Here is an 18955-nt window from a genome sequence, read left to right as displayed (position 1 = left end):
TAACCCCAATCAATTCTTGCCCTAATTTTTACGGGACGCATTTGCTTTTAAAGCAATTTTTTCTTCAATAAATTCGTAAATTTCTCGAAAGCGGGGCAGGGCGCGGAGTTCTAAGCGACTCCCATTTCTGAGGGTGAGTACCATGTCTCCCCACAGTCCCAATCCTCGGGGAACTTTAGCGATTTTCACAATTTCCGAGTAAACGATATCGGTGCGATCGCGTCCCATCCAGCCTCCGGTCACAGAAACCCGACGGTTTGTAATCCGGTAGCGCAACCACAAAGCTCTGACCACAGCACCAACAGCCAAGGGCAGTCCGATAATCGTCAGTCCGATTAACAAATTGAGAATCAGGTCTCCGACATGAGGGCCACCTTCATACAATGTTTCCTCCCGAATACTCATGGATTACCTCTGCTTGTACCAACAACTGTTCTAATTCTTGCAGAAATTCGGCATAATTGCACTCTAACGCTGTTGGTTTGACCACAACGACGATATCCCAACCCTCCGACAGCTTCGGCAACAGTTGACGAAATGCGGCTCGAATTTGTCGTTTAATTCGGTTGCGAATCACAGCCCGTTTGCTGACTTTTTGACTGATCGAAATCCCAATCCGGGTTGAACGCTTGGTTCGATCGCCGTCTGCCGTTAAATCATCGGGATCAGGAGAACATCGTAATGCTCTCAGGGTTAAGTGAGAAGTCTTGCGATGCACTCCACGAGCATAAACGGCTTTAAAATCATGCGGATGCCAGAGTCTATGAACTTTGGGTAACATCGCCCTAGAATTTCCACAGTAAAATCGGTGCTTAACCCCGGTCCGGCTAAAGCCAAGGACTACACCGACAAACGAGCGCGTCCTTTTTTGCGACGAGCCTTGATCACCGCTTTACCGTTTTTTGTTCGCATCCGAACTCTAAACCCCGATACTCTTTTTTTCTTGCGGTTCGTTCCCTTTAAGGTTTGTTGAGCCATTGTTCTTGATTTTTAGCTTTCCAAAAAAGTCCCAATCGCTAATCTTAGCATATCTACCTTCACGCAAAAAGTAGAATAAGGGAACAGGCAGTTATCAGTCACCAGTCACCAGTCACCCTTCGGGTATCTCCTTCGGAGACGCTGCGCGAACGGCAGTCGCTTCACTTGGGGGGACCCCAAGACCGCGAGTCGCGAACCCGTCACCAGTGAAGAGGCAATAGGCAGTTATCAAGTCACCAGTGAACAGGGAACGACGGATCAGGGAACGACGGATCAGGCAAAAGGCAGAAGGCAAGAGGCAGAAGGCAAGAGGCAAGAGGCAAGAGGCAAGAGGCAAGAGGCAAGAGGCAAGATCTCCCCATCTCCCTATCTCCCCATCTCCCTATCTCCCCATCTCCCTATCTCCCCACCTCCCTATCTCCCCACCTCCCTATCTCCCTATCTCCCCACCTCCCCATCCTCCCGACTCCCGACTCCTGTTCCCTATTTATTAATCAATACTCAAAACCCAAGTTCCGATATATCGCAGGAGGGGAACATCTCCGGGGGTGCGGATATTGGCATTAAAATGATACATCCCGCCAAAAGTGGGATTTTTCACGTTTGATAGTACAATTTCCAGCTTGTTACCGGCGGGGATGGGTTCGGTGGGATAAATTTCAATAAAATGATTTTCAGCATCCCAAACCACTTCCTCTAGAGGAATCGATTCTCCTTCGATCCGCACTTCAATCCGATCGGGGTCAAACTTGCCTTCATAATACTCGGGATAGGTAATCGAGATCAAAGCGACGGCCAAATTGAGCTTATTTGCCGGAATTCTGAGTTTATAACGATCCCAACGTCCGGCTTCACCGCTTTGCAGATAGAAATTCAGCAGGTTCGCCTGTTCCGGTCCCCCAAACAGGGTAATTCCCGGCAGCCCTTGGGCTAAACTGAGAACGGGAAGACCCCCAAGCAAGACACCCGTCAGAGCAAGACTGGAAAAAAAACGGCGCATACACACTCCTCTAATTAAAGTGAAATTTTATAGGAAAACCCTGAACTAGATAAAAACAAGTTAAAGATACGAAATACTCAGGCGATATCCGATTTACGATGCAAGATAGAAAGTAATTGTGACACAACTAAGAGGGTGGTGTCGAGTTGTGTCCATTGGAGGTTAAGTTCGACAATATTGGGCATGGAAACTAAATCAGCTACAAAACGCCCTCAAACAGGCGACTGCCGTTAAATCAGTGCCAGTAAACAGCTATCACAGTGAACAGTCAACAGTGAACAGTAAACAGTAAAGAAATCGGTAACTGTTAACTCAGACCCCTGGTAGCTGCGATCCTGGATAACTGTTAACTGAAAAACACATCTGCATAAGGAGAGTTTATGACATGAAGATAGCGATCGCAAAAGAAATTCAAGTCGATGAACGTCGGGTTGCCCTGGTGCCGGAGGTTGCCGCCAAACTCGTTAAACAAGGAATCGAAGTTTGGGTAGAGGCCGGCGCCGGTGAACGGGCCTTTTTCTCCGATGCCACTTATGAGGAAGTGGGTGTCAAAGTCATCGGGGATACGGCGACTCTTTGGCGCGATGCCGATATTGTCCTGAAAGTGGGCAATTTTGAAGAGTCCGAAGTGGACAAACTGCGCGAAGGCAGTATTTTAATTGCCTTCTTAAACCCCTTGGGCGATCCGGGCTTGGTCCAAAAGCTGAGTGAGCGGAAAGTGACCGCTTTCAGCATGGAAATGATTCCTCGGACCAGTCGCGCCCAAAGCATGGATGCCTTGTCTTCTCAGGCTAACCTGGCCGGTTACAAGTCGGTATTAATTGCCGCCGCCACCCTGCCAAAATATTTCCCGATGTTAACCACCGCAGCCGGAACCATTCGTCCGGCGAAAGTGTTAGTCATGGGGGCAGGTGTAGCGGGTTTACAGGCGATTGCTACCGCCCGCCGTTTGGGTGCTGTGGTTGAAGCTTTTGACATTCGCCCCGAAGTTAAGGAACAAGTCCAAAGTTTGGGCGCGAAGTTCGTTGATGTCACCCTCGAAGAAGATACGGTTGCCGAAGGCGGCTACGCTAAAGAACTCTCAGAAAAAGCCAAACAACACACCCGGGAAGTTTTGACGGCTCACGTTGCTGCTTCTGATGTCGTAATTACTACGGCTCAGGTTCCGGGTAGAAAAGCTCCAATTTTGGTGACTGAGGAAATGGTCACTCAAATGAAGCCGGGAGCAGTGGTGGTTGATTTGGCTGCTTCTCAAGGCGGGAACTGCGAATGTACCGAAGCCGGAAAAGACGTGCTGAAACATGGTGTGACCATCGTTGGCCCGATCAATTTACCGTCTTCGATGCCGGTTCACGCTAGCGAAGTCTACGCCAAGAACCTCTCAGCCCTATTAAAGCTGATGGCCACCACTGAAGGTGAACTCACCCTCAACTTTGAGGATGATATCATCGACGGCGCCTGTGTGACTCACAACGGCGAAATTCGCTCTCAACGGGTTAAAGATGCCCTCGGGGTTGCTGTGACTCAGTAAAAAGGGAATTATCAGTCACCAGTCACCAGTCACCAGTCACCAGTTTTTCAGTCACCAGTCACCAGTCACCATATGCGGGAACGTCCGTTGCGGAAGATCGCAAACTTTGCTCTATGCGCGAACTTTGCTCTATGCGCGTTGGCGTAGCCTGCCGCAAAGCGGCTTACTTCGCTCGCGACCATTCCGCGCCCGTCGCAAGGAACGCGCTCTCGACTATTCCGCGCCCGCCGCAAGGCAAGCGCTTCGCGACTATTCCGCGCCGGGCCGCAAGGCAAGCGCTCCGATACGGAAACCGCCAAGTCAGCACTGCCTCACCAGTCACCAGTTTTTAGAGTTATCAGCGATCAGTTTTTCCTGAACTTCTGACTTCTGACTTCTGACTTCTGATTTCTGAACTTCTGACTCCTAACAATTGGGCTTTTCGCGCAATGACTAACCGCTAATTTCTAGAAAGATTATGACAGCAGAAACGCTAATTTCCGCATTATTTGTGTTTGTCCTGGCAACATTTGCCGGGTTTGAGGTGATTACTAAAGTCCCACCGACATTGCACACGCCGCTGATGTCCGGTGCTAATGCAATTTCCGGTATTGCCGTTTTGGGGGCATTAATTATCGCCGGAGAACGGGATTGGAACGTAACTGTAATTTTAGGTTTGATTGCCGTTGTGCTGGCGACGATTAACGTCGTTGGCGGTTTCTTGGTAACAGATCGGATGTTGGAAATGTTCAAGAAAAAGGAGGCTAAAGCATGAGCGAGTTTTTACCAACCGGTATACAGTTAAGCTACTTGGTTGCTGTTACCCTATTTTTCTTTGGTTTGAAGAAGTTGGGTTCACCTGCAACGGCCCGCAGTGGAAACCTCTGGGCGGCGGTGGGGATGTTTATCGCCATTGTTGCCACTCTACTGAATGAAGAAGTCCTCAACTATGAAATGATTTTAGTGGGGATTGTGATCGGATCGGTGATCGGTGCGATCGCCGCCTACAAGGTTGAAATGACCGCAATGCCGGAAATGGTCGGTCTATTCAACGGTTTGGGGGGTGCTGCATCGGCCTTAATTGCCGTCGGTGAATTTTGGCGCTATTTATCGGCTGCCCAAACGCCTCCTCTCCCTACAACCATTACCGCAGTATTGGGCGTGTTAATTGGGGGTGTAACCTTTACCGGTTCTTTAATTGCCTTTGCCAAACTCAAAGGGATTATGAGCGGTTCTCCGATTATTTTCCCCTTGCAACAGCCCTTTAACTTGGCGTTATTGATCGCGTTTGTTGCCGGTAGCGTTTATATCTGCTTCTCGCCGTTCAATTTGCCCGTATTTTTGGGTATTGTTGGCATTTCCCTGATTTTAGGGGTTTTATTCGTTATCCCCATTGGGGGCGGCGATATGCCCGTTGTCATCTCTCTGTTGAACTCGTTCTCGGGTTTGGCGGCGAGTGCGGCTGGTTTTGTGGTGATGAACAACCTGCTAATTATTGCGGGTGCGTTGGTGGGTGCGTCCGGTATTATCCTGACCATCATCATGTGTAAGGCCATGAACCGTCCGCTAACAAACGTTCTGTTTGCCGGATTTGGTACGGGCGATACGGGTGCTGCGGTTGCCAGTGGCAGTGGTACAACCGATAAGTCCGTTCGTACTATTGACCCCGAAGAAGGGGCGATGATGTTGGGTTATGCTCGCTCTGTGGTGATTGTTCCCGGTTACGGGATGGCTGTTGCTCAAGCCCAACATTCGGTTAAAGAATTAGTCGATATGTTAGAGGGTTTGGGTGTTGATGTCAAGTATGCTATTCACCCCGTAGCCGGACGGATGCCCGGACACATGAACGTGTTGTTGGCTGAGGCGAATGTTCCTTATCCTCAGTTATATGACATGGATGACATTAACCCTCAGTTTGAACAGACTGATGTGGCTTTGGTTATTGGCGCCAATGATGTGGTTAACCCCGCAGCACGGGAAGACCAAAAAAGCCCCATCTTTGGAATGCCTATTCTAGAGGTTGATCGGGCTAAACACACCATCGTAATTAAGCGCAGTCTCAATACTGGCTTTGCAGGTGTAGACAATGATCTGTTTTACAAGGATAAAACCATGATGCTCTTTGGCAGTGCTAAAGATGCGGTTGCTAAGTTGGTTTCTGAAATCAAACAGCTTTAGTTTTTAGGGTAAGGTGTATCAATTTTCTTGCTATTCTTACCGAACCGAAAGCTTTGAGAATTTGATGCAGCCTACAACCTTTTAATTGTATTTAAAATCCCCTCGATTGTTATCTTTTGGAAGATGCGATCGAGGGTTAATTTATGGGAGTTTTGCAGTCATATAATAATCCTAAACGTCGGGGCGGGTTCGACCGTGATGTTTACGACTACTCCGAGATTGACATAAACCCGCCCCACCCCATAACACGCATTAATCAACCGGATATCATATAACAAAGGAAAAATTGGTTAATTTGTGCGGTCAAGGTAGCAAGTCTTGAAAGCGGTTTTCTCAAAGCGGTAATATTAGTAAGCGCCACCGCCACCGCCACCACAGTCACCCACGTTACTTATAGATCCTCCGCAGTCTCCTCCGCTACTGTATCCAGAACTGCTACTACAATCGCTACTGCTGCTATTATAATTGGCACTGCTACTAGAATTGGCACTGCTATTATAATTAGCACTGCTACTAGAATCCACAGTGCTACTGGTGGATTGACTACCGCCACTGTATCCACCCGTATTTCGGCTACGGTTTGGGGTACTTTTTGTAGAACGACTTCGGTTAGGACGGCGTGAAACTTGTTTACACCATTTGATAAACATGATCAACACCAGCAAGCTAAAAATAAAGCCAAAAATGATAAAAATTACCACTTTAATATCTTCAAAAACATCAGAAAATGAATCAGTTTTCGGAGAGTTTAAGAAAGATACAGGCTGAAAATTGGGTGTAGAGACATTGAGAAGATTACGGGGAAAAGCAACAAAAACTTCTATTTCCTGTCCCGGAAGCACTGGCTTTTGACCGATAAATTGAAACGTGTAGGGATTGATTTGACGAATTTGGGTTAAAATACCATAACTGGTATATTCGGTAATTTTTCCCGATAAAACTTCAGGAAATCTTACTACAACTTTTGCATTTTGAATTGGAGCATTTCGACCGGAAAATATGGCTTTCCAGTAAACCCGAGCTTCATCTTCACTAACTTGTAAACCTCCAATCACACGATATTTTAATACAAAAGTATGCGCTTCGGGAGGATTAAGTTGATGTTGCCATTTAATCCAAAGTTGATGATTTTCAACTTCAATTTTAGCAGGAATTTTTTGATTATTTTCAAAAACGGCAACATCCTTAATATTATCTACCTTGTCTAAAGGAATGTATCGAGATCGTTCTTGGGTGTGAGGTTGGGTGAAAACATATTTGTGGGTTTCACTGACGAGCATATCTCCATTTTCTTGAACGTCAATGTTCACATTGAGAAATTCCCAATAAAATGGATAGTTTTCTTGTCCGACAGCCATTAGCATCGGAGCGAAACTCAGCAAAAATGAGAGTAGGAAAATTAGGACTCTCTGCCACTTAAGTTTGAGTCTCATATTAGATATTATGTTGGAGATTATGTTTTGTTGGAACTGACGCAGCCCCCATCTTCCTAAGAAACTGAGTTTCTTAGTGACGGGTATCTGAGTCTTATTAGTATTACAACCTCTTAATGAGAATTTATGAATTTGCTGATTTTAGTCATTGGGAAAGCCAAAATTATCAGGCAATTTCTCAACGGTAATTTCCAGAACTTCTAAGGATTTGTTATATTGAACAGGGGTTAACTTCGGAACTGAACGTCTCACTTCCCAATTTCTAATTGTCGTTTCAGTAACTCCCAATGCTTCGGCTAACTGCTTCTGAGGTGCGAAAACCCGCTCACTGCATCTATGGCGATCGCGATCGCTTTTTGTCGCCGACTGTAAATTAATTCTTCTAAGTAATCTTATCCCCGCATAGAGATGTGTTATAATAATTGGTTAAAACATTTTTGAAAATGACCGGAAGCCCCCACACTGAAACCCCTTACTTTTTCGTTATTAACAAATCAAAATCAGTCAGAAAGAAGGGCCAACGCATAAAGACGGATTGCCATAAAAAATGCTTAACCCCCAATTTGAATTCTTTATATTTGGGTGTACCATATTCCCCTATTGTAGAGGTGGGTTTGATAACACTTGCGATAAGAAGCATTGAGTTAAACCTTCCTTGGACATTGAAAAGGTAATTTATGCCATTTACAATCGATTCAGCCCGCAACATCTTCCCAAATACCTTAGCGGCTGATGCCGTTCCTGCTACTATTGCTCGGTTTACTCAGCTTAGTGCAGAAGACCAACTGGCTTTGATTTGGTTTGCTTATCTTGAAATGGGTAAAACCATTACCATTGCGGCGCCCGGAGCGGCGAATATGCAGTTTGCTGAGATTACACTCAACGAAATTCGAGCCATGAAGGCTCAAGAGCAGTCCCAGGTGATGTGCGACTTGGCAAACCGTTCAGATACGCCCCTTTGCCGAACCTATGCAACTTGGTCTCCGAATATTAAGCTCGGTTTTTGGTATCAACTGGGCCAATGGATGGATCAGGGACTTGTGGCTCCAATTCCCGAGGGCTATCAGCTTTCTGCAAATGCGGCGGCGGTATTACAAGCTATTCGTGATTTAGAGTCGGGTCAACAAATTACCGTTTTGCGGAATTCGGTTGTGGATATGGGGTTTGACACCAGCAAATTAGGGAGTTACACCCGTGTTTCCGAACCTGTCGCGCCTCCGACGGACATGGCAAAGCGCACTCAGGTCAAAATTGAAGGCGTTACCAATTCCACCGTGTTGGAATACATGAATAATTTGAATGCCAATGACTTCAATGCGTTGATTGAGTTATTTGCACCCGATGGGGCGTTGCAACCTCCTTTTCGCAGACCCATTGTAGGGAAAGAAGCGGTTCTGCGGTTTTTCCAAGAAGAATGTCAGAATCTTAAATTAATCCCAGAGCGAGGCGTTTCTGAACCGGCCGACGATGGTTATACTCAAATAAAAGTAACGGGTAAAGTACAAACTCCCTGGTTCGGTGCCGGTGTGGGTATGAATATTGCTTGGCGGTTTTTACTGAATGCTGAAAACAAGATTTTCTTCGTTGCAATTGATTTGTTAGCCTCTCCCAAAGAGCTATTAAACTTAGCTCGTTAGAGAAAAATTAAGCAAAAATACTGTTTAATTTTGGATGAGCGTCTGAGTGCAAAGGGCGCTCTTTTATTTGGAGGCTAACCGTAGAATCGGTTAACATAGATGATTGCAGATATTTTAGGTTTGACAATACCCGTGAATGATATTGAGTGGTCTACCGCCGAGAAAGAAATTGCTCGGCTGGCGTTTGAAAAAGCTTATCAGCGAGAAATTACGGCTTTAATCAAAGTTGTTCGAGAACAAGCAGGTGAGATTACAAAGCTTGATGATATTTGGCTTCTACACGATTTTTTAAGTGCCAGAAGACATGATATTGATGGTAAGTATGATAGTAGAGATTCTCTGTTGATTTTTACCTTTGCTCAGTTAGTAAAAGAGGGATGGTTGCATCTTGATGAACTGAAAGGTTTAGATGCTGAGAAGATTAGTAAGGTTTCTGTACTCACACGAATGTAAAGTTTTCAAGGGAGTTTTAGTCTATTGATTGATCGGAAAATTTCGTTCAAAACTTTACCCGTTCACCAATGCTAAACTCCCTTGTTTAGAGCGGGAAAATGATCCGTTAATCCTTGATTATTCAAATCGAAAATCAGTTAATTAGTGGCTGTTTTGGCCGCCTTTTTTACCAATTTCCGACATGAATTCGCGGTCTTGACTGGTTGTTTGTCCGCCTTTTTTACCCGCTTCGCGAGCTTCTTCAGAAGTAAACTCGTGAGCGGTTCCTTTTTCATGGGCGGCTTTACCGCCTTTACTGGCTATTTCACGTTGTTTATCTTCATCCATTGAAGCAAATCCACGATCTTCAGTAGACATTTGATTTTCTCCTTTTTTCAAAACATATTTACTTCTTTATAAGTTATCAACTCTGAAACAGTATAGAGTCTATCTCTAGATGTAAGTTTTCAATTAACGCTTGCTGAACTTTTGATAGATTACCGTTAATAACTTTGCCGCCAGTTGCCGTTAACAAAACTCAACAATAAAAACAACGATACTTAAGTAAAACTGAACTGAACTTTAGATAGATTGCTGTTGATAACGTTCCTGGTATTTTCCCGAAGCAAGCTCAACAATAAACGATGAATAACAATATCAAATTTATATCAATGAAGGTGTTAATGTCAAGTCTATTATACTGTATTTGTGCGACGCCATTTTAGCTAAATTCTGCAAATCTTCTCAACTCACCAGACAAACAAGCTGAAGCTTAAAAATAGACAGAAGTCGAACTGTCCCTTTGCGATCCTATCCAAAATTGAGAATTTAGGCACTCGTGGCTATTTTGCTTGTAGACAATTGAGTTTGTGTCTATCAACCCTAAAATCAACGGATATCTCGGGCGAAAACAGAATCAGTTCAATTGATTTAACCGGGAACCATCACCATGAAACTGAAAATTACATCTATTCTAAAAACTCTAACATTCGTTGCGATCGCCAGTGCATTTTTAGCAACTCCTGCTTTGGCTGACACCTTCACAGGCGGTAATTTTACCGTTACTATTAAGGGTTCAGGAAGTTCTGCTTCTTACCTGGGTTGCGACGCGAAAGAACGTTGTGTTCATATTCCTAGCACTTCTAATTATACTCAAGGACGTTACGCCTGGGAACGCAAGGGTTATACTTATAGTATGATTCCCGAAGGCAATACAAGCCAATATACTTTAAAAGTTTTTGACCCGAAAAAGAAGGTGTTGCTGTCTCAAAAAATGACTCCTATCGCCCAGTCTAACCCCGATTATTATCAGGAGTTAGTTGATAATACCTCTTGTTCGTTTATTGTCACCAACCAAGTTAATAGTAAAGTCAATATTCGTCAAAATCCCGACTTAAAAAGTGAAGTGGTTTTACAACTCAAACGGGGTGACGGCGTGCGGGCGGTTTCTCGTCGGGGAGATTGGGTAAAAATTGTTGCTTTGGTTGATGGATTTCCTCCCAATGAAAAGTTTACTCCGTTTTTTGGTTGGGTAAATAATCGCTATATCAATGGATGTTCTGAAGATCAATTTGAGATGTGGCGATAATTAACAGTTAAAATAATACAATGCGATCGCATAGCTACGCGATCGCACTCGGTTCAATCATTAATTTCAGGTGTCACTAATTGCTGCGGATGTACAACTGTAATACTTGATGTGATTGAAAAATCAGTGGGATTGAACGTCAGAAGATGTGTAACTCCATTGGCAAACATAGCGGCAATCAGACGGGCATCGTGAGTCCGTTTACCCATAATTTTATTAGTTGTAACTAAGTCTAACCAATGGGGAAAAATCTGTAAGGATTCTTCTAGTAATGGGAAGCGAATAATAAGCTGGTCTATTATGTTTCGCGTTTTTTCTGTAGTCCATCCCAAGCCATTCACTTCAACGGGTCGGGTTGCAACTACCCAAAGCTCAATCAATACTTGTGTTGCAAGAAAACATTCATCCCCTCGGTTTAGCAAACAAAATATTGCTTCTGTAGCGAGATGATTTTGCTGGTCAGAAGGATTACAAAAACGCAGAATAACATTGGTATCTAGTAGATATTTTGTCATTCTTCGTAAATGCGATCGCGGCTAAATGCTTCATCAGATAAACTCACACTGGTTCTAGGAAGTTGAGAAACCCAATTGCGAAACTCCCTGGCTCGTTCTGCGGGTGTTGCTGTTTGCCAAAATGGAATTTTATATGATGTCAATTGCTCGGATTGAGATTGAATTAAGTTGATGAAATCGGCTATTTTTTGAAGCTGGTCTTCATTGAGTCTGTCTATTTGCTGTTTCAATTGTTCTCGCAGCATAACTGATAGTTAGGTTAAAACATATTTATTATAGCCTTAAATTGGCGATTTCACCCAATCATCATCACACTACAGAGAAACCATATCTTTACGATGAAACTCAGTTGATGAGCGTTCAGAAAGGGATCACTGTTTTTTAGGGCTATCGGTTCAATTTTTGGATTGTAATTAAAAACATATGTTGGGTTTCCTGGCGTCAACCCAATCTACAATGTTAATTTGAGTTACTCATTTAATGGACGAGAAGCTGAGGGGAGTTGATTAACTACCTTGTCAACTATTCCATATATTTTAGCTTCCTGAGCGGACATGAAAAAATCTCGATCAGTATCAATCTCAATTTGTCTTAGTGATTGACCAGTTAGTTCGGCGAGCAAGCGGTTAAGTAAATTTTTTAAATACAAGATTTCTTTAGCTGCAATTTCAACTTCACTTGCTTGTCCGAAAACACCCCATACAGGTTGATGAATCATAATTCGGGAGTTAGGTAGAGCAAAGCGTTTTCCTTTAGTACCGCTAGCTAATAAAAAACTTGCCATTGAACTCGATTCTCCCAAACTAACCGTCACCACATCAGATTGAAGAGATCGTATCGTGTCGTATATTGCTAAACCCGATGTTATATGACCACCTTCGGAGTTAATGTATAAATAAATATCTGTACCCGGTGCTTTCCTATCTAGATACATTAACTGAAATACAATTCTTTGTGCTGATTCAGGTGTTATTTCTCCTGTGATGATTACAATTCTTTCTCTCACCAACCATTGATCGACCCCGAGATCAGAATCTGGGCGATTTAAAGATGGAGTGATAGGATTGAGAACTTGAGCGATATTAAACCTCAAATCCATTGTTTGAGAAGTTTTTCCCATCATTTCATGCGGACTGAGAGTAATAGTGATCAGACTTAAAGAAATAGAAGATACAATTAAAGGACTATTGAAAATCATTGAAATTGGGGTTTAATATAATTTGATGTTTAATACTTTTTAAGTTTCACTTGTAAACCCTTGCTTTGTCTAGGGCAATCAAGTTAAATTTTGTATAAAAATGTACGAAAAGAATTTATACATCAAATCTCATTTCTGAGAATTATTCGGAAAACTAAATTAACAGGGTAATTCCTCAACGGTATTTTTCAGAATTTCTAACAATTTTTTAGGCAGTGCAAGCGTCTCGCTTGCTAGATCTTTGTTTCAAGTTAACCGTTTTTTAGAACGGATTTAAAAACGCTATAGATTGGGGAAAGTCGGGGAAAATAAGCGATCGCTAACTTGAAATTGCTGTAAATTGCTGTAATTCCTATTCTTCATTCACCAATTGATAGAAAAGGTAATCGGTTGTTGTAAGATTTGAATCCTCGATTGACTTCCCTTACCTTGACTGATTGCTGTAAAATTATTATTATTCAGTTAGCCGTTGTTGCGACCGCCCGAGGTTTGGTGCGCTCAAGCGCAACTACGAACTTTTTTAACTACAACTTTAATGACAATGGGTTTACGCCTGATGCCATCAGCCCCTACAGAATTGGGTAGAATTTCAACCTCAGACGAATTAACCCTTGTCTACTGTCCCCTCTGTGGTTCACAATGAACATAAAGGATCGCACCAGGAGAGGTAGAGTGAGTGATTTTGACTACGATTTAGTGATAATTGGCGCAGGGGTCGGTGGACACGGTGCCGCCCTCCACGCCGTTAGCTGCGGCTTGAAAACTGCTATCGTGGAAGTTGCAGAAATGGGCGGAACCTGCGTTAACCGAGGCTGTATCCCATCAAAAGCCTTGTTAGCTGCTGCTGGACGGGTGCGAGAGTTACGCAATACTCATCATCTACAAACGCTAGGAATTCAACTGGGACAGGTTAGCTTTGACCGGGGAACCATTGCGGGTCACGCGGAAAATATTGTTACGAAAATTCGCGGCGACATGACCAACAGCTTAAAACGTTTGGGAATTGATGTCATTCAAGGTTGGGGAAAATTGGTCGCCCCGCAAAAGGTAACGGTTGAAACCTCCAAAGGTGACAAAACAATTACGGCGAAAGATATTATTTTGGCGCCGGGTTCTATCCCGTTTGTTCCCCCCGGAATTGAAGTGGATCACAAAACGGTTTTTACCAGCGATGAGGCGCTAAAATTACTATCGTTACCCCAGTGGATCGCGATTATTGGCAGCGGTTATATCGGTTTGGAATTTTCCGATATTTATACGGCTTTGGGGTGCGAAATTACCATGATTGAAGCGTTGGATCAATTGATGCCAACTTTCGATCCGGATATTGCTAAATTAGCCCAACGGGTGTTAATTTCGCCGCGAGATATTGAAACTCGGGTCGGGAAATTGGCGGTGAAAGTAACTCCTGGTTCTCCGGTAGTTATTGAGTTAGCCGATGCCAAAACCAAAGAAGTAGAAGAAGTGTTAGAAGTTGATGCTTGTTTGGTGGCAACGGGTCGCATTCCTTTTAGTAAAAATTTGGGGTTAGAATCGGTTGGGGTGGAAACAGACCGACGCGGTTTTATTCCGGTTAATGATGATTTGGCGGTAACTTCTAACGGCGAACCGATTGCGAATTTGTGGGCAATTGGCGATGTAACGGGTAAAATGATGTTGGCGCATACGGCATCTGCCCAAGGAATTGCTGTTGTAGAAACGATTTGCGATCGCCACCGCCAGGTAGATTATCGCAGTATTCCGGCTGCGGCGTTTACCCATCCCGAAATTAGTTATGTGGGTTTAACTGAACCTGCGGCGAAGGAATTGGGCGAAAAAGAAGGCTTTGAAGTTGCGACAGTTAAGAGCTATTTTAAGGGTAATTCTAAGGCAATTGCTGAGGGAGAAACGGACGGAATTGCTAAAGTCATTTACCGCAAAGATACGGGAGAAATTTTGGGCGTTCATATTTTTGGGTTCCACGCTGCTGATTTAATTCAAGAGGCGGCGAATGCAATTATGAAACGCGAGTCGGTGCATACGTTGGCGTTTTCTGTTCATACGCATCCGACGCTTTCTGAGGTGTTGGATGAAGCTTACAAACGGGCTTTGAGTGCGGCGCATTAATTCGAGGCAAAAGTTACCATTAGGCTGTAAAATATCGGGTGGGTTGAGAATAAATCAATCTTCTCAATCTACCCAGATTAATAATTGAATACCAGTAGAACGAAAGTGACGGGTTCGGTGGTTGGGGGCGGGTTTATCTAACTTATTTCTGAGTTAGATAATTTGACGCAGAACCCGCCCCTACAACACTGGTAACTGCTGAGGTGGTGAGGTGAAAAAAGGCGGGTTTATCTAACTTATTTCTGAGTCAGATAATTTGACGCAGAACCCGCCCCTACAACACTGGTGACTGTAAACCCTATTCCCTAATTTCTAATAATGCAAATTCGTCGTCGTCCTCCTAACCCCGCTGTTGATGTTGCTAGTTTACGCTATAAAGTTGCAGTACCGGATGATAAACCGCAAAATATCCTAGAAGAAATTGTCTGGGAAAAAGAACGAGAAATTGATAGAAAACGGGAACGTTTACCGCTCTTGGAGTTGCGGCGTCAGCTTGAAGGTTTACCGCCGACAAAAGATTTTTTAGGGGCGTTAAAAAATAGTCCGACCCAACCTGCTATTATTGCAGAGGTGAAAAAGGCGTCTCCGAGTAAAGGGGTAATTCGAGAAGATTTCGATCCGGTTAAAATTGCCCAAGCTTATCAAGAAAATGGCGCCCGTTGTATTTCGGTGTTGACGGATGAAAAGTTCTTTCAAGGAAGCTTTGAAAACTTGGGAAAAATTCGCTCTGCCGTTGATTTACCGCTGTTGTGTAAGGAGTTTGTGATCTATCCTTATCAAATTTATCTGGCTCGAATTTATGGGGCGGATGCGGTTTTGTTGATTGCGGCGATTTTATCCGACCAAGATTTACAATATTTCTTGAAAATTGTCAAGTCTTTGGGAATGATTCCGTTAATTGAAGTTCATACCTTTGATGAACTCGAACGGGTTTTGAGTTTGCAGGGCGTGAGTTTAATCGGGATTAATAATCGTAATTTAGAAGATTTTTCTGTCGATCTCGATACAACTCGCCAACTGTTAGAAGCCAAAGCCGAAGAAATTAAATCCCGAGAGATCTTGATTGTGAGCGAGTCGGGTTTGTATACTCAAGATGACCTGAACTTCGTGAAAAATGCGGGGGCGAATGCGGTTTTGATCGGGGAGTCTTTGGTCAAACAACCCGATCCGGGAGAGGCATTACAACAACTGATTGCTAAGGGCTAGTCAAAAGTTAATGCTATCCGGTAGTATAATAAGCTGATCAGATGTTAGCTTTGAGGTTCCACAATATTAGCTTCTAATCTAACTACATGGAACCGATTCCTTTACCCTCTTACATTCATTACGAGCTTCTGCTGCAACTGCTAGAACGCAAAACCCGAGTCGCCCTTTACCACAATTCTCGACAGTATGAACAGGTCAATCAACTAATTATCACCCTTCGCAAAGCGCTCGCCCTACAAAAGCAGTTAGAGCAAAGCTGTCTGCACGCGAATTTGCCCGTTGAGTCCTGTTGGTCTTTAAATGAGATTAACCCAGAGGCAAATAAGAGCTAATACCCTGATAATCAACTGATAGACATAGACACAGAGATTAACGCTATGGATGACAAATTAATGCTGATGATTCCGGGGCCGACCCCCGTTCCCGAACAGGCGCTTCTGGCGATGGCTAAACACCCCATCGGACACCGCAGTGGGGACTTTAGCAAGATCATGGCGGAAGTGACGGAAAACCTCAAGTGGTTGCACCAAACCCAAAATGATCTGCTGGTCTTGACCGCCAGCGGTACCGGGGCGATGGAAGCCGGAATGATTAACTTCTTAAGTCGCGGCGATCGCGTTTTGTGCGGAAGTAATGGTAAATTTGGGGAACGGTGGGCGGAAGTTGCCCAAGCCTACGGTTTGGAAGTGGATGTCATTTCCGCCGAATGGGGTAAACCCTTGGATACTGAACAGTTCCGCGAAAAGTTAGAAGCCGATACCGAAAAACAAATTCGGGCGGTAATTATGACCCACAGCGAAACCTCAACCGGCGTACTTAATGATTTGGAAACGATTAACCGTTATGTTAAGGCTCACGGGGAAGCGTTGATTATTGTTGACGCCGTGACCAGTTTGGGGGCGGTGAATATTCCCATCGACGAATGGGGTTTGGATGTGGTAGCCAGCGGTTCTCAAAAAGGTTACATGATACCGCCCGGGTTGGGATTTGTTTCCGTAAGTGCGAAAGCCTGGGAAGCGTATAAAACCTGTAATTTACCCCGCTATTATTTAGATTTGGGGCCTTACCGCAAGTCGGCGGCCAAAGATACGACTCCGTTCACGCCTCCGGTGAATTTGTTCTTTGCGTTGCAGGCGACGTTGAGGATGATGAAAGCCGAAGGTTTGGAACAGATTTTTGCCCGCCACCAGCGTTTGACGAAAATCACTCGGGCGGCGATGAAAGGCTTAAATTTGCCCCTGTTGGCACCGGATGATGCAACGAGTACGGCGGTAACGGCGGTTATGCCTCCCGAAGCGGTCGATGCCGAAAAGGTTCGTTCGGTGGTCAAGAAACAGTTTGATATTGCCCTCGCCGGCGGACAAGATCATCTCAAAGGGAAAATCTTCCGCATTGGTCACTTGGGATTTGTCAGCGATCGCGATATTTTAACTGCGGTTTCTGCGATCGAAGTGGCACTGCGAGAGTTGGGTTTTGAAGGCTTTACACCGGGTGCGGGCATGGCTGCGGCGACTCGGGTTTTAGCGGAATCCTAACCCTTTATCCTCTGTTATTGGGCGTATAAATGGGCAGTCAGTGGTCAAGTGTTGAGGGGGAATTGTTGAGTGTTTGTGCTAAACCTTTATCGGTTTGGTTCTAACAACAAACCCCAGCAGACCACTGACTTCATTAATAGGCAGTTTCTAACCAATCAAAGATTTTATCGAGTTGTTCTAAAGTCACCAGTCCATACTGCAAAAGAGTCATGGACAACGGATTCGGATCGCGATATCTTTGTTTATCGTTAGACGTGGCTTGAGCTTTCTCCGCAAAAGCGATAGAAGCTGGAGAAACACATAACTCTTCTTGTAAAAATCGGACAAACCGAGAGTAGGTGTTTGGCGTCATTTTTGTTTTCACCTCCCCTTTTATTAACACCATTGTGTATCTAGATAGTTTTTTTTCAAAACAACACTGAGCCAGTTTGTTTTCTGTCTACCCGCAAGGTCAGAATTAAAAAGTCTGACTGGTTTGAGTTGTACGCTTTCACTGCTTTTCGATCTACATTCTCTGTTGATCAAATTCCGAACTCTTTTCTACTTATGCACTCCTCACGGTTGCCGATGATCAGCAACTCAAGAGTCACCCATTTAAGTTAGTCATTGAGCCATGCGTAGTTATAGGCTGAATCCAGAAAAATTTCGCTATTAACTACTACAGCAGTTTCTCAAAAGGTTTGAATCTGTCTGTTGACAGAACCTCAATACTAGCTCCGTTAAGTTATGGGTCTTGAGCCAACTTTGACTGGACTTCAATCCCCATAATGAAGCGAACATCGCTTGAAAAAGCGAATGCTGAACTTCCTCGGATGCCTGTTGCGCTCAGGCTTTCACTCGTCTCTCACACCTTAATCAATTCAATGCCAATCGCTCACTTCAAGCCAGGTAAATTTTAGACGTTAGAAATGATAGCGTAGCAAATTTTTTGACTCCTGGGTAGACTTTATTATTAAATTTTTATCAAATAGCGTGAAACTTTGTAAAGATTCTGTGAAAAAAATATTCCCTCTGATTTACGGTTGATTCTCAGGACGCAGGGAGTTGAGAAACTCGATCTCAATGCGATCGCCGGGTTTGAGGCCCAACTCTTGGGCGCGTCCTCCCCGCAGTTCAATTACTTGGTCTACCGGAACCGATGGGCCGTAGGTCGGACAGGGTTCTGAAGTGCAGGGCGGCGCACTCACTTGAATCGCTTGGACAACCCCATCGCGAATAAAGATCATATCTAAAGAAATTTTACAATTTTTCATCCAAAAGCCGACAACCCGAGGGGGAGAAAAAGAAAACAACATTCCCCGGTTATCGGGTAAAGAAGTCCGATACATCAACCCCAGTTGTTGTTGAGTGGGAGTGCGGGCGACTTCGAGTTCAATCACCTCGCCTCCTATGGTTGTTTGGGCGGTTACAGGTAACATTTGACCTAAATTTTGTTGGGATGGGGATGAAACTTGAGCGAGAAAATCACCAGAGAAAAAAAACTCCAGGGTGGAAGCGGTTTGTGCGGGAAAGATGACGCCGCTTAATACCGCTCCCAGTCCGATGGGGAGTAAATAGAAAAGCAATTTGCTCATAAAATATTTTGGAGAAACCGGAGAAACCGGAGAAAAAATCCGGCAAATACAAAGTCATTCATTTA

The 18955-nt window shown here is 44.2% G+C and carries 21 protein-coding genes; 10 read left to right on the top strand and 11 right to left on the bottom strand.

Translation table 11 applies throughout. The annotated features are described in order from the left end of the window. Window positions 1–21: 21 nt before the first annotated feature. From ACL6C3_RS10665 to ACL6C3_RS10650, 4 genes are all read right to left on the bottom strand, one after another. The gene (locus ACL6C3_RS10665) at window positions 22–405 is read right to left on the bottom strand and encodes a PH domain-containing protein (RefSeq protein WP_413167147.1); all 384 of its coding nucleotides are present in this window, start codon (window positions 403–405) and stop codon (window positions 22–24) included. Continuing rightward, window positions 377–781 (bottom strand): ribonuclease P protein component, encoded by a 405-nt coding sequence (rnpA, locus tag ACL6C3_RS10660; protein ID WP_413167146.1) that lies wholly within the window; start codon window positions 779–781, stop codon window positions 377–379. The genes ACL6C3_RS10665 and rnpA overlap by 29 nt, the downstream gene beginning before the upstream one ends. A gap of 59 nt (window positions 782–840) precedes the next feature. Next, window positions 841–978 (bottom strand): 50S ribosomal protein L34, encoded by a 138-nt coding sequence (rpmH, locus tag ACL6C3_RS10655; protein ID WP_413167145.1) that lies wholly within the window; start codon window positions 976–978, stop codon window positions 841–843. A 490-nt stretch (window positions 979–1468) separates the two neighbouring features. Continuing rightward, window positions 1469–1978 (bottom strand): DUF2808 domain-containing protein, encoded by a 510-nt coding sequence (locus ACL6C3_RS10650; RefSeq protein WP_413167144.1) that lies wholly within the window; start codon window positions 1976–1978, stop codon window positions 1469–1471. Between the two features lie 385 nt (window positions 1979–2363). Between ACL6C3_RS10650 and ACL6C3_RS10645 the strand changes: the two genes are divergently transcribed. The 3 genes from ACL6C3_RS10645 to ACL6C3_RS10635 all read left to right on the top strand — a co-directional run bounded on the left by ACL6C3_RS10645 (window position 2364) and on the right by ACL6C3_RS10635 (window position 5666). Next, a complete protein-coding gene (locus ACL6C3_RS10645; protein ID WP_413167143.1) occupies window positions 2364–3509 on the top strand; it encodes a Re/Si-specific NAD(P)(+) transhydrogenase subunit alpha in 1146 nt (381 codons plus the stop codon). 457 nt (window positions 3510–3966) lie between these two features. Beyond that, window positions 3967–4263, top strand: coding sequence for an NAD(P) transhydrogenase subunit alpha (locus ACL6C3_RS10640; RefSeq protein ID WP_413167142.1), 297 nt, complete (start codon window positions 3967–3969; stop codon window positions 4261–4263). Then, window positions 4260–5666, top strand: a complete 1407-nt coding sequence (locus tag ACL6C3_RS10635) for an NAD(P)(+) transhydrogenase (Re/Si-specific) subunit beta (RefSeq protein WP_413167141.1) — start codon at window positions 4260–4262, stop codon at window positions 5664–5666. Before ACL6C3_RS10640 ends, ACL6C3_RS10635 begins: the two co-directional genes overlap by 4 nt. A gap of 347 nt (window positions 5667–6013) precedes the next feature. Here ACL6C3_RS10635 and ACL6C3_RS10630 read toward each other — a convergent pair whose 3' ends face one another. Continuing rightward, on the bottom strand, window positions 6014–7030 hold the full coding sequence (locus ACL6C3_RS10630; RefSeq protein WP_413167140.1) for a DUF2207 domain-containing protein: 1017 nt from the start codon (window positions 7028–7030) through the stop codon (window positions 6014–6016). 746 nt (window positions 7031–7776) lie between these two features. Here ACL6C3_RS10630 and ACL6C3_RS10625 point away from each other — a divergent pair. Together ACL6C3_RS10625 and ACL6C3_RS10620 are read left to right on the top strand one after the other, a co-directional pair. Continuing rightward, window positions 7777–8736, top strand: coding sequence for an orange carotenoid-binding protein (locus ACL6C3_RS10625; protein WP_413167139.1), 960 nt, complete (start codon window positions 7777–7779; stop codon window positions 8734–8736). Between the two features lie 99 nt (window positions 8737–8835). Then, window positions 8836–9189 (top strand): hypothetical protein, encoded by a 354-nt coding sequence (locus tag ACL6C3_RS10620; protein ID WP_413167138.1) that lies wholly within the window; start codon window positions 8836–8838, stop codon window positions 9187–9189. Window positions 9190–9330: 141 nt separating this feature from the next. Here the strand turns inward: ACL6C3_RS10620 and ACL6C3_RS10615 are convergent, their stop codons facing one another. After that, window positions 9331–9546, bottom strand: a complete 216-nt coding sequence (locus ACL6C3_RS10615) for a KGG domain-containing protein (RefSeq protein WP_413167137.1) — start codon at window positions 9544–9546, stop codon at window positions 9331–9333. Between the two features lie 571 nt (window positions 9547–10117). Between ACL6C3_RS10615 and ACL6C3_RS10610 the strand changes: the two genes are divergently transcribed. Next, window positions 10118–10756: an SH3 domain-containing protein gene (locus tag ACL6C3_RS10610; RefSeq protein WP_413167136.1), complete on the top strand. Its 639-nt coding sequence runs from the start codon at window positions 10118–10120 to the stop codon at window positions 10754–10756. A gap of 53 nt (window positions 10757–10809) precedes the next feature. On the opposite strand, the gene ACL6C3_RS10605 is transcribed toward ACL6C3_RS10610, so the two are convergent. From ACL6C3_RS10605 to ACL6C3_RS10595, 3 genes are all read right to left on the bottom strand, one after another. Then, window positions 10810–11271 carry a type II toxin-antitoxin system VapC family toxin gene (locus ACL6C3_RS10605; protein ID WP_023066678.1) on the bottom strand — a complete coding sequence of 154 codons (462 nt, stop codon included), beginning with the start codon at window positions 11269–11271 and terminating at the stop codon, window positions 10810–10812. Then, the gene (locus ACL6C3_RS10600) at window positions 11268–11516 is read right to left on the bottom strand and encodes a hypothetical protein (RefSeq protein WP_413167135.1); all 249 of its coding nucleotides are present in this window, start codon (window positions 11514–11516) and stop codon (window positions 11268–11270) included. The genes ACL6C3_RS10605 and ACL6C3_RS10600 overlap by 4 nt, the downstream gene beginning before the upstream one ends. A gap of 224 nt (window positions 11517–11740) precedes the next feature. Next, on the bottom strand, window positions 11741–12469 hold the full coding sequence (locus ACL6C3_RS10595; RefSeq protein WP_413167134.1) for an ATP-dependent Clp protease proteolytic subunit: 729 nt from the start codon (window positions 12467–12469) through the stop codon (window positions 11741–11743). Between the two features lie 639 nt (window positions 12470–13108). Between ACL6C3_RS10595 and lpdA the strand changes: the two genes are divergently transcribed. The 4 genes from lpdA (at window position 13109) to ACL6C3_RS10575 (ending at window position 17316) form a co-directional block, all read left to right on the top strand. Beyond that, window positions 13109–14575, top strand: a complete 1467-nt coding sequence (gene lpdA / locus ACL6C3_RS10590) for a dihydrolipoyl dehydrogenase (RefSeq protein WP_413167133.1) — start codon at window positions 13109–13111, stop codon at window positions 14573–14575. 315 nt (window positions 14576–14890) lie between these two features. Beyond that, on the top strand, window positions 14891–15781 hold the full coding sequence (trpC, locus tag ACL6C3_RS10585; protein ID WP_413168296.1) for an indole-3-glycerol phosphate synthase TrpC: 891 nt from the start codon (window positions 14891–14893) through the stop codon (window positions 15779–15781). Between the two features lie 86 nt (window positions 15782–15867). Then, the gene (locus ACL6C3_RS10580) at window positions 15868–16113 is read left to right on the top strand and encodes a DUF5340 domain-containing protein (protein ID WP_413167132.1); all 246 of its coding nucleotides are present in this window, start codon (window positions 15868–15870) and stop codon (window positions 16111–16113) included. Between the two features lie 45 nt (window positions 16114–16158). Continuing rightward, window positions 16159–17316, top strand: coding sequence for a pyridoxal-phosphate-dependent aminotransferase family protein (locus ACL6C3_RS10575; protein WP_413167131.1), 1158 nt, complete (start codon window positions 16159–16161; stop codon window positions 17314–17316). 133 nt (window positions 17317–17449) lie between these two features. On the opposite strand, the gene ACL6C3_RS10570 is transcribed toward ACL6C3_RS10575, so the two are convergent. Both ACL6C3_RS10570 and ACL6C3_RS10565 read right to left on the bottom strand, forming a co-directional pair. Continuing rightward, window positions 17450–17668 (bottom strand): DUF2949 domain-containing protein, encoded by a 219-nt coding sequence (locus ACL6C3_RS10570; protein ID WP_413167130.1) that lies wholly within the window; start codon window positions 17666–17668, stop codon window positions 17450–17452. Between the two features lie 664 nt (window positions 17669–18332). Continuing rightward, entirely contained in the window at window positions 18333–18890 is a 558-nt protein-coding gene (locus tag ACL6C3_RS10565) for a DUF192 domain-containing protein (protein WP_413167129.1), read from the bottom strand. Window positions 18891–18955 lie beyond the last annotated feature (65 nt).

The organism is Capilliphycus salinus ALCB114379 (assembly GCF_047276495.1).
Classification (GTDB): Bacteria; Cyanobacteriota; Cyanobacteriia; order Cyanobacteriales; family Microcoleaceae; genus Capilliphycus; species Capilliphycus salinus.
Note: the sequence above shows the minus strand (reverse complement) of the source record. Positions and strands in the feature narration are given on the sequence as shown.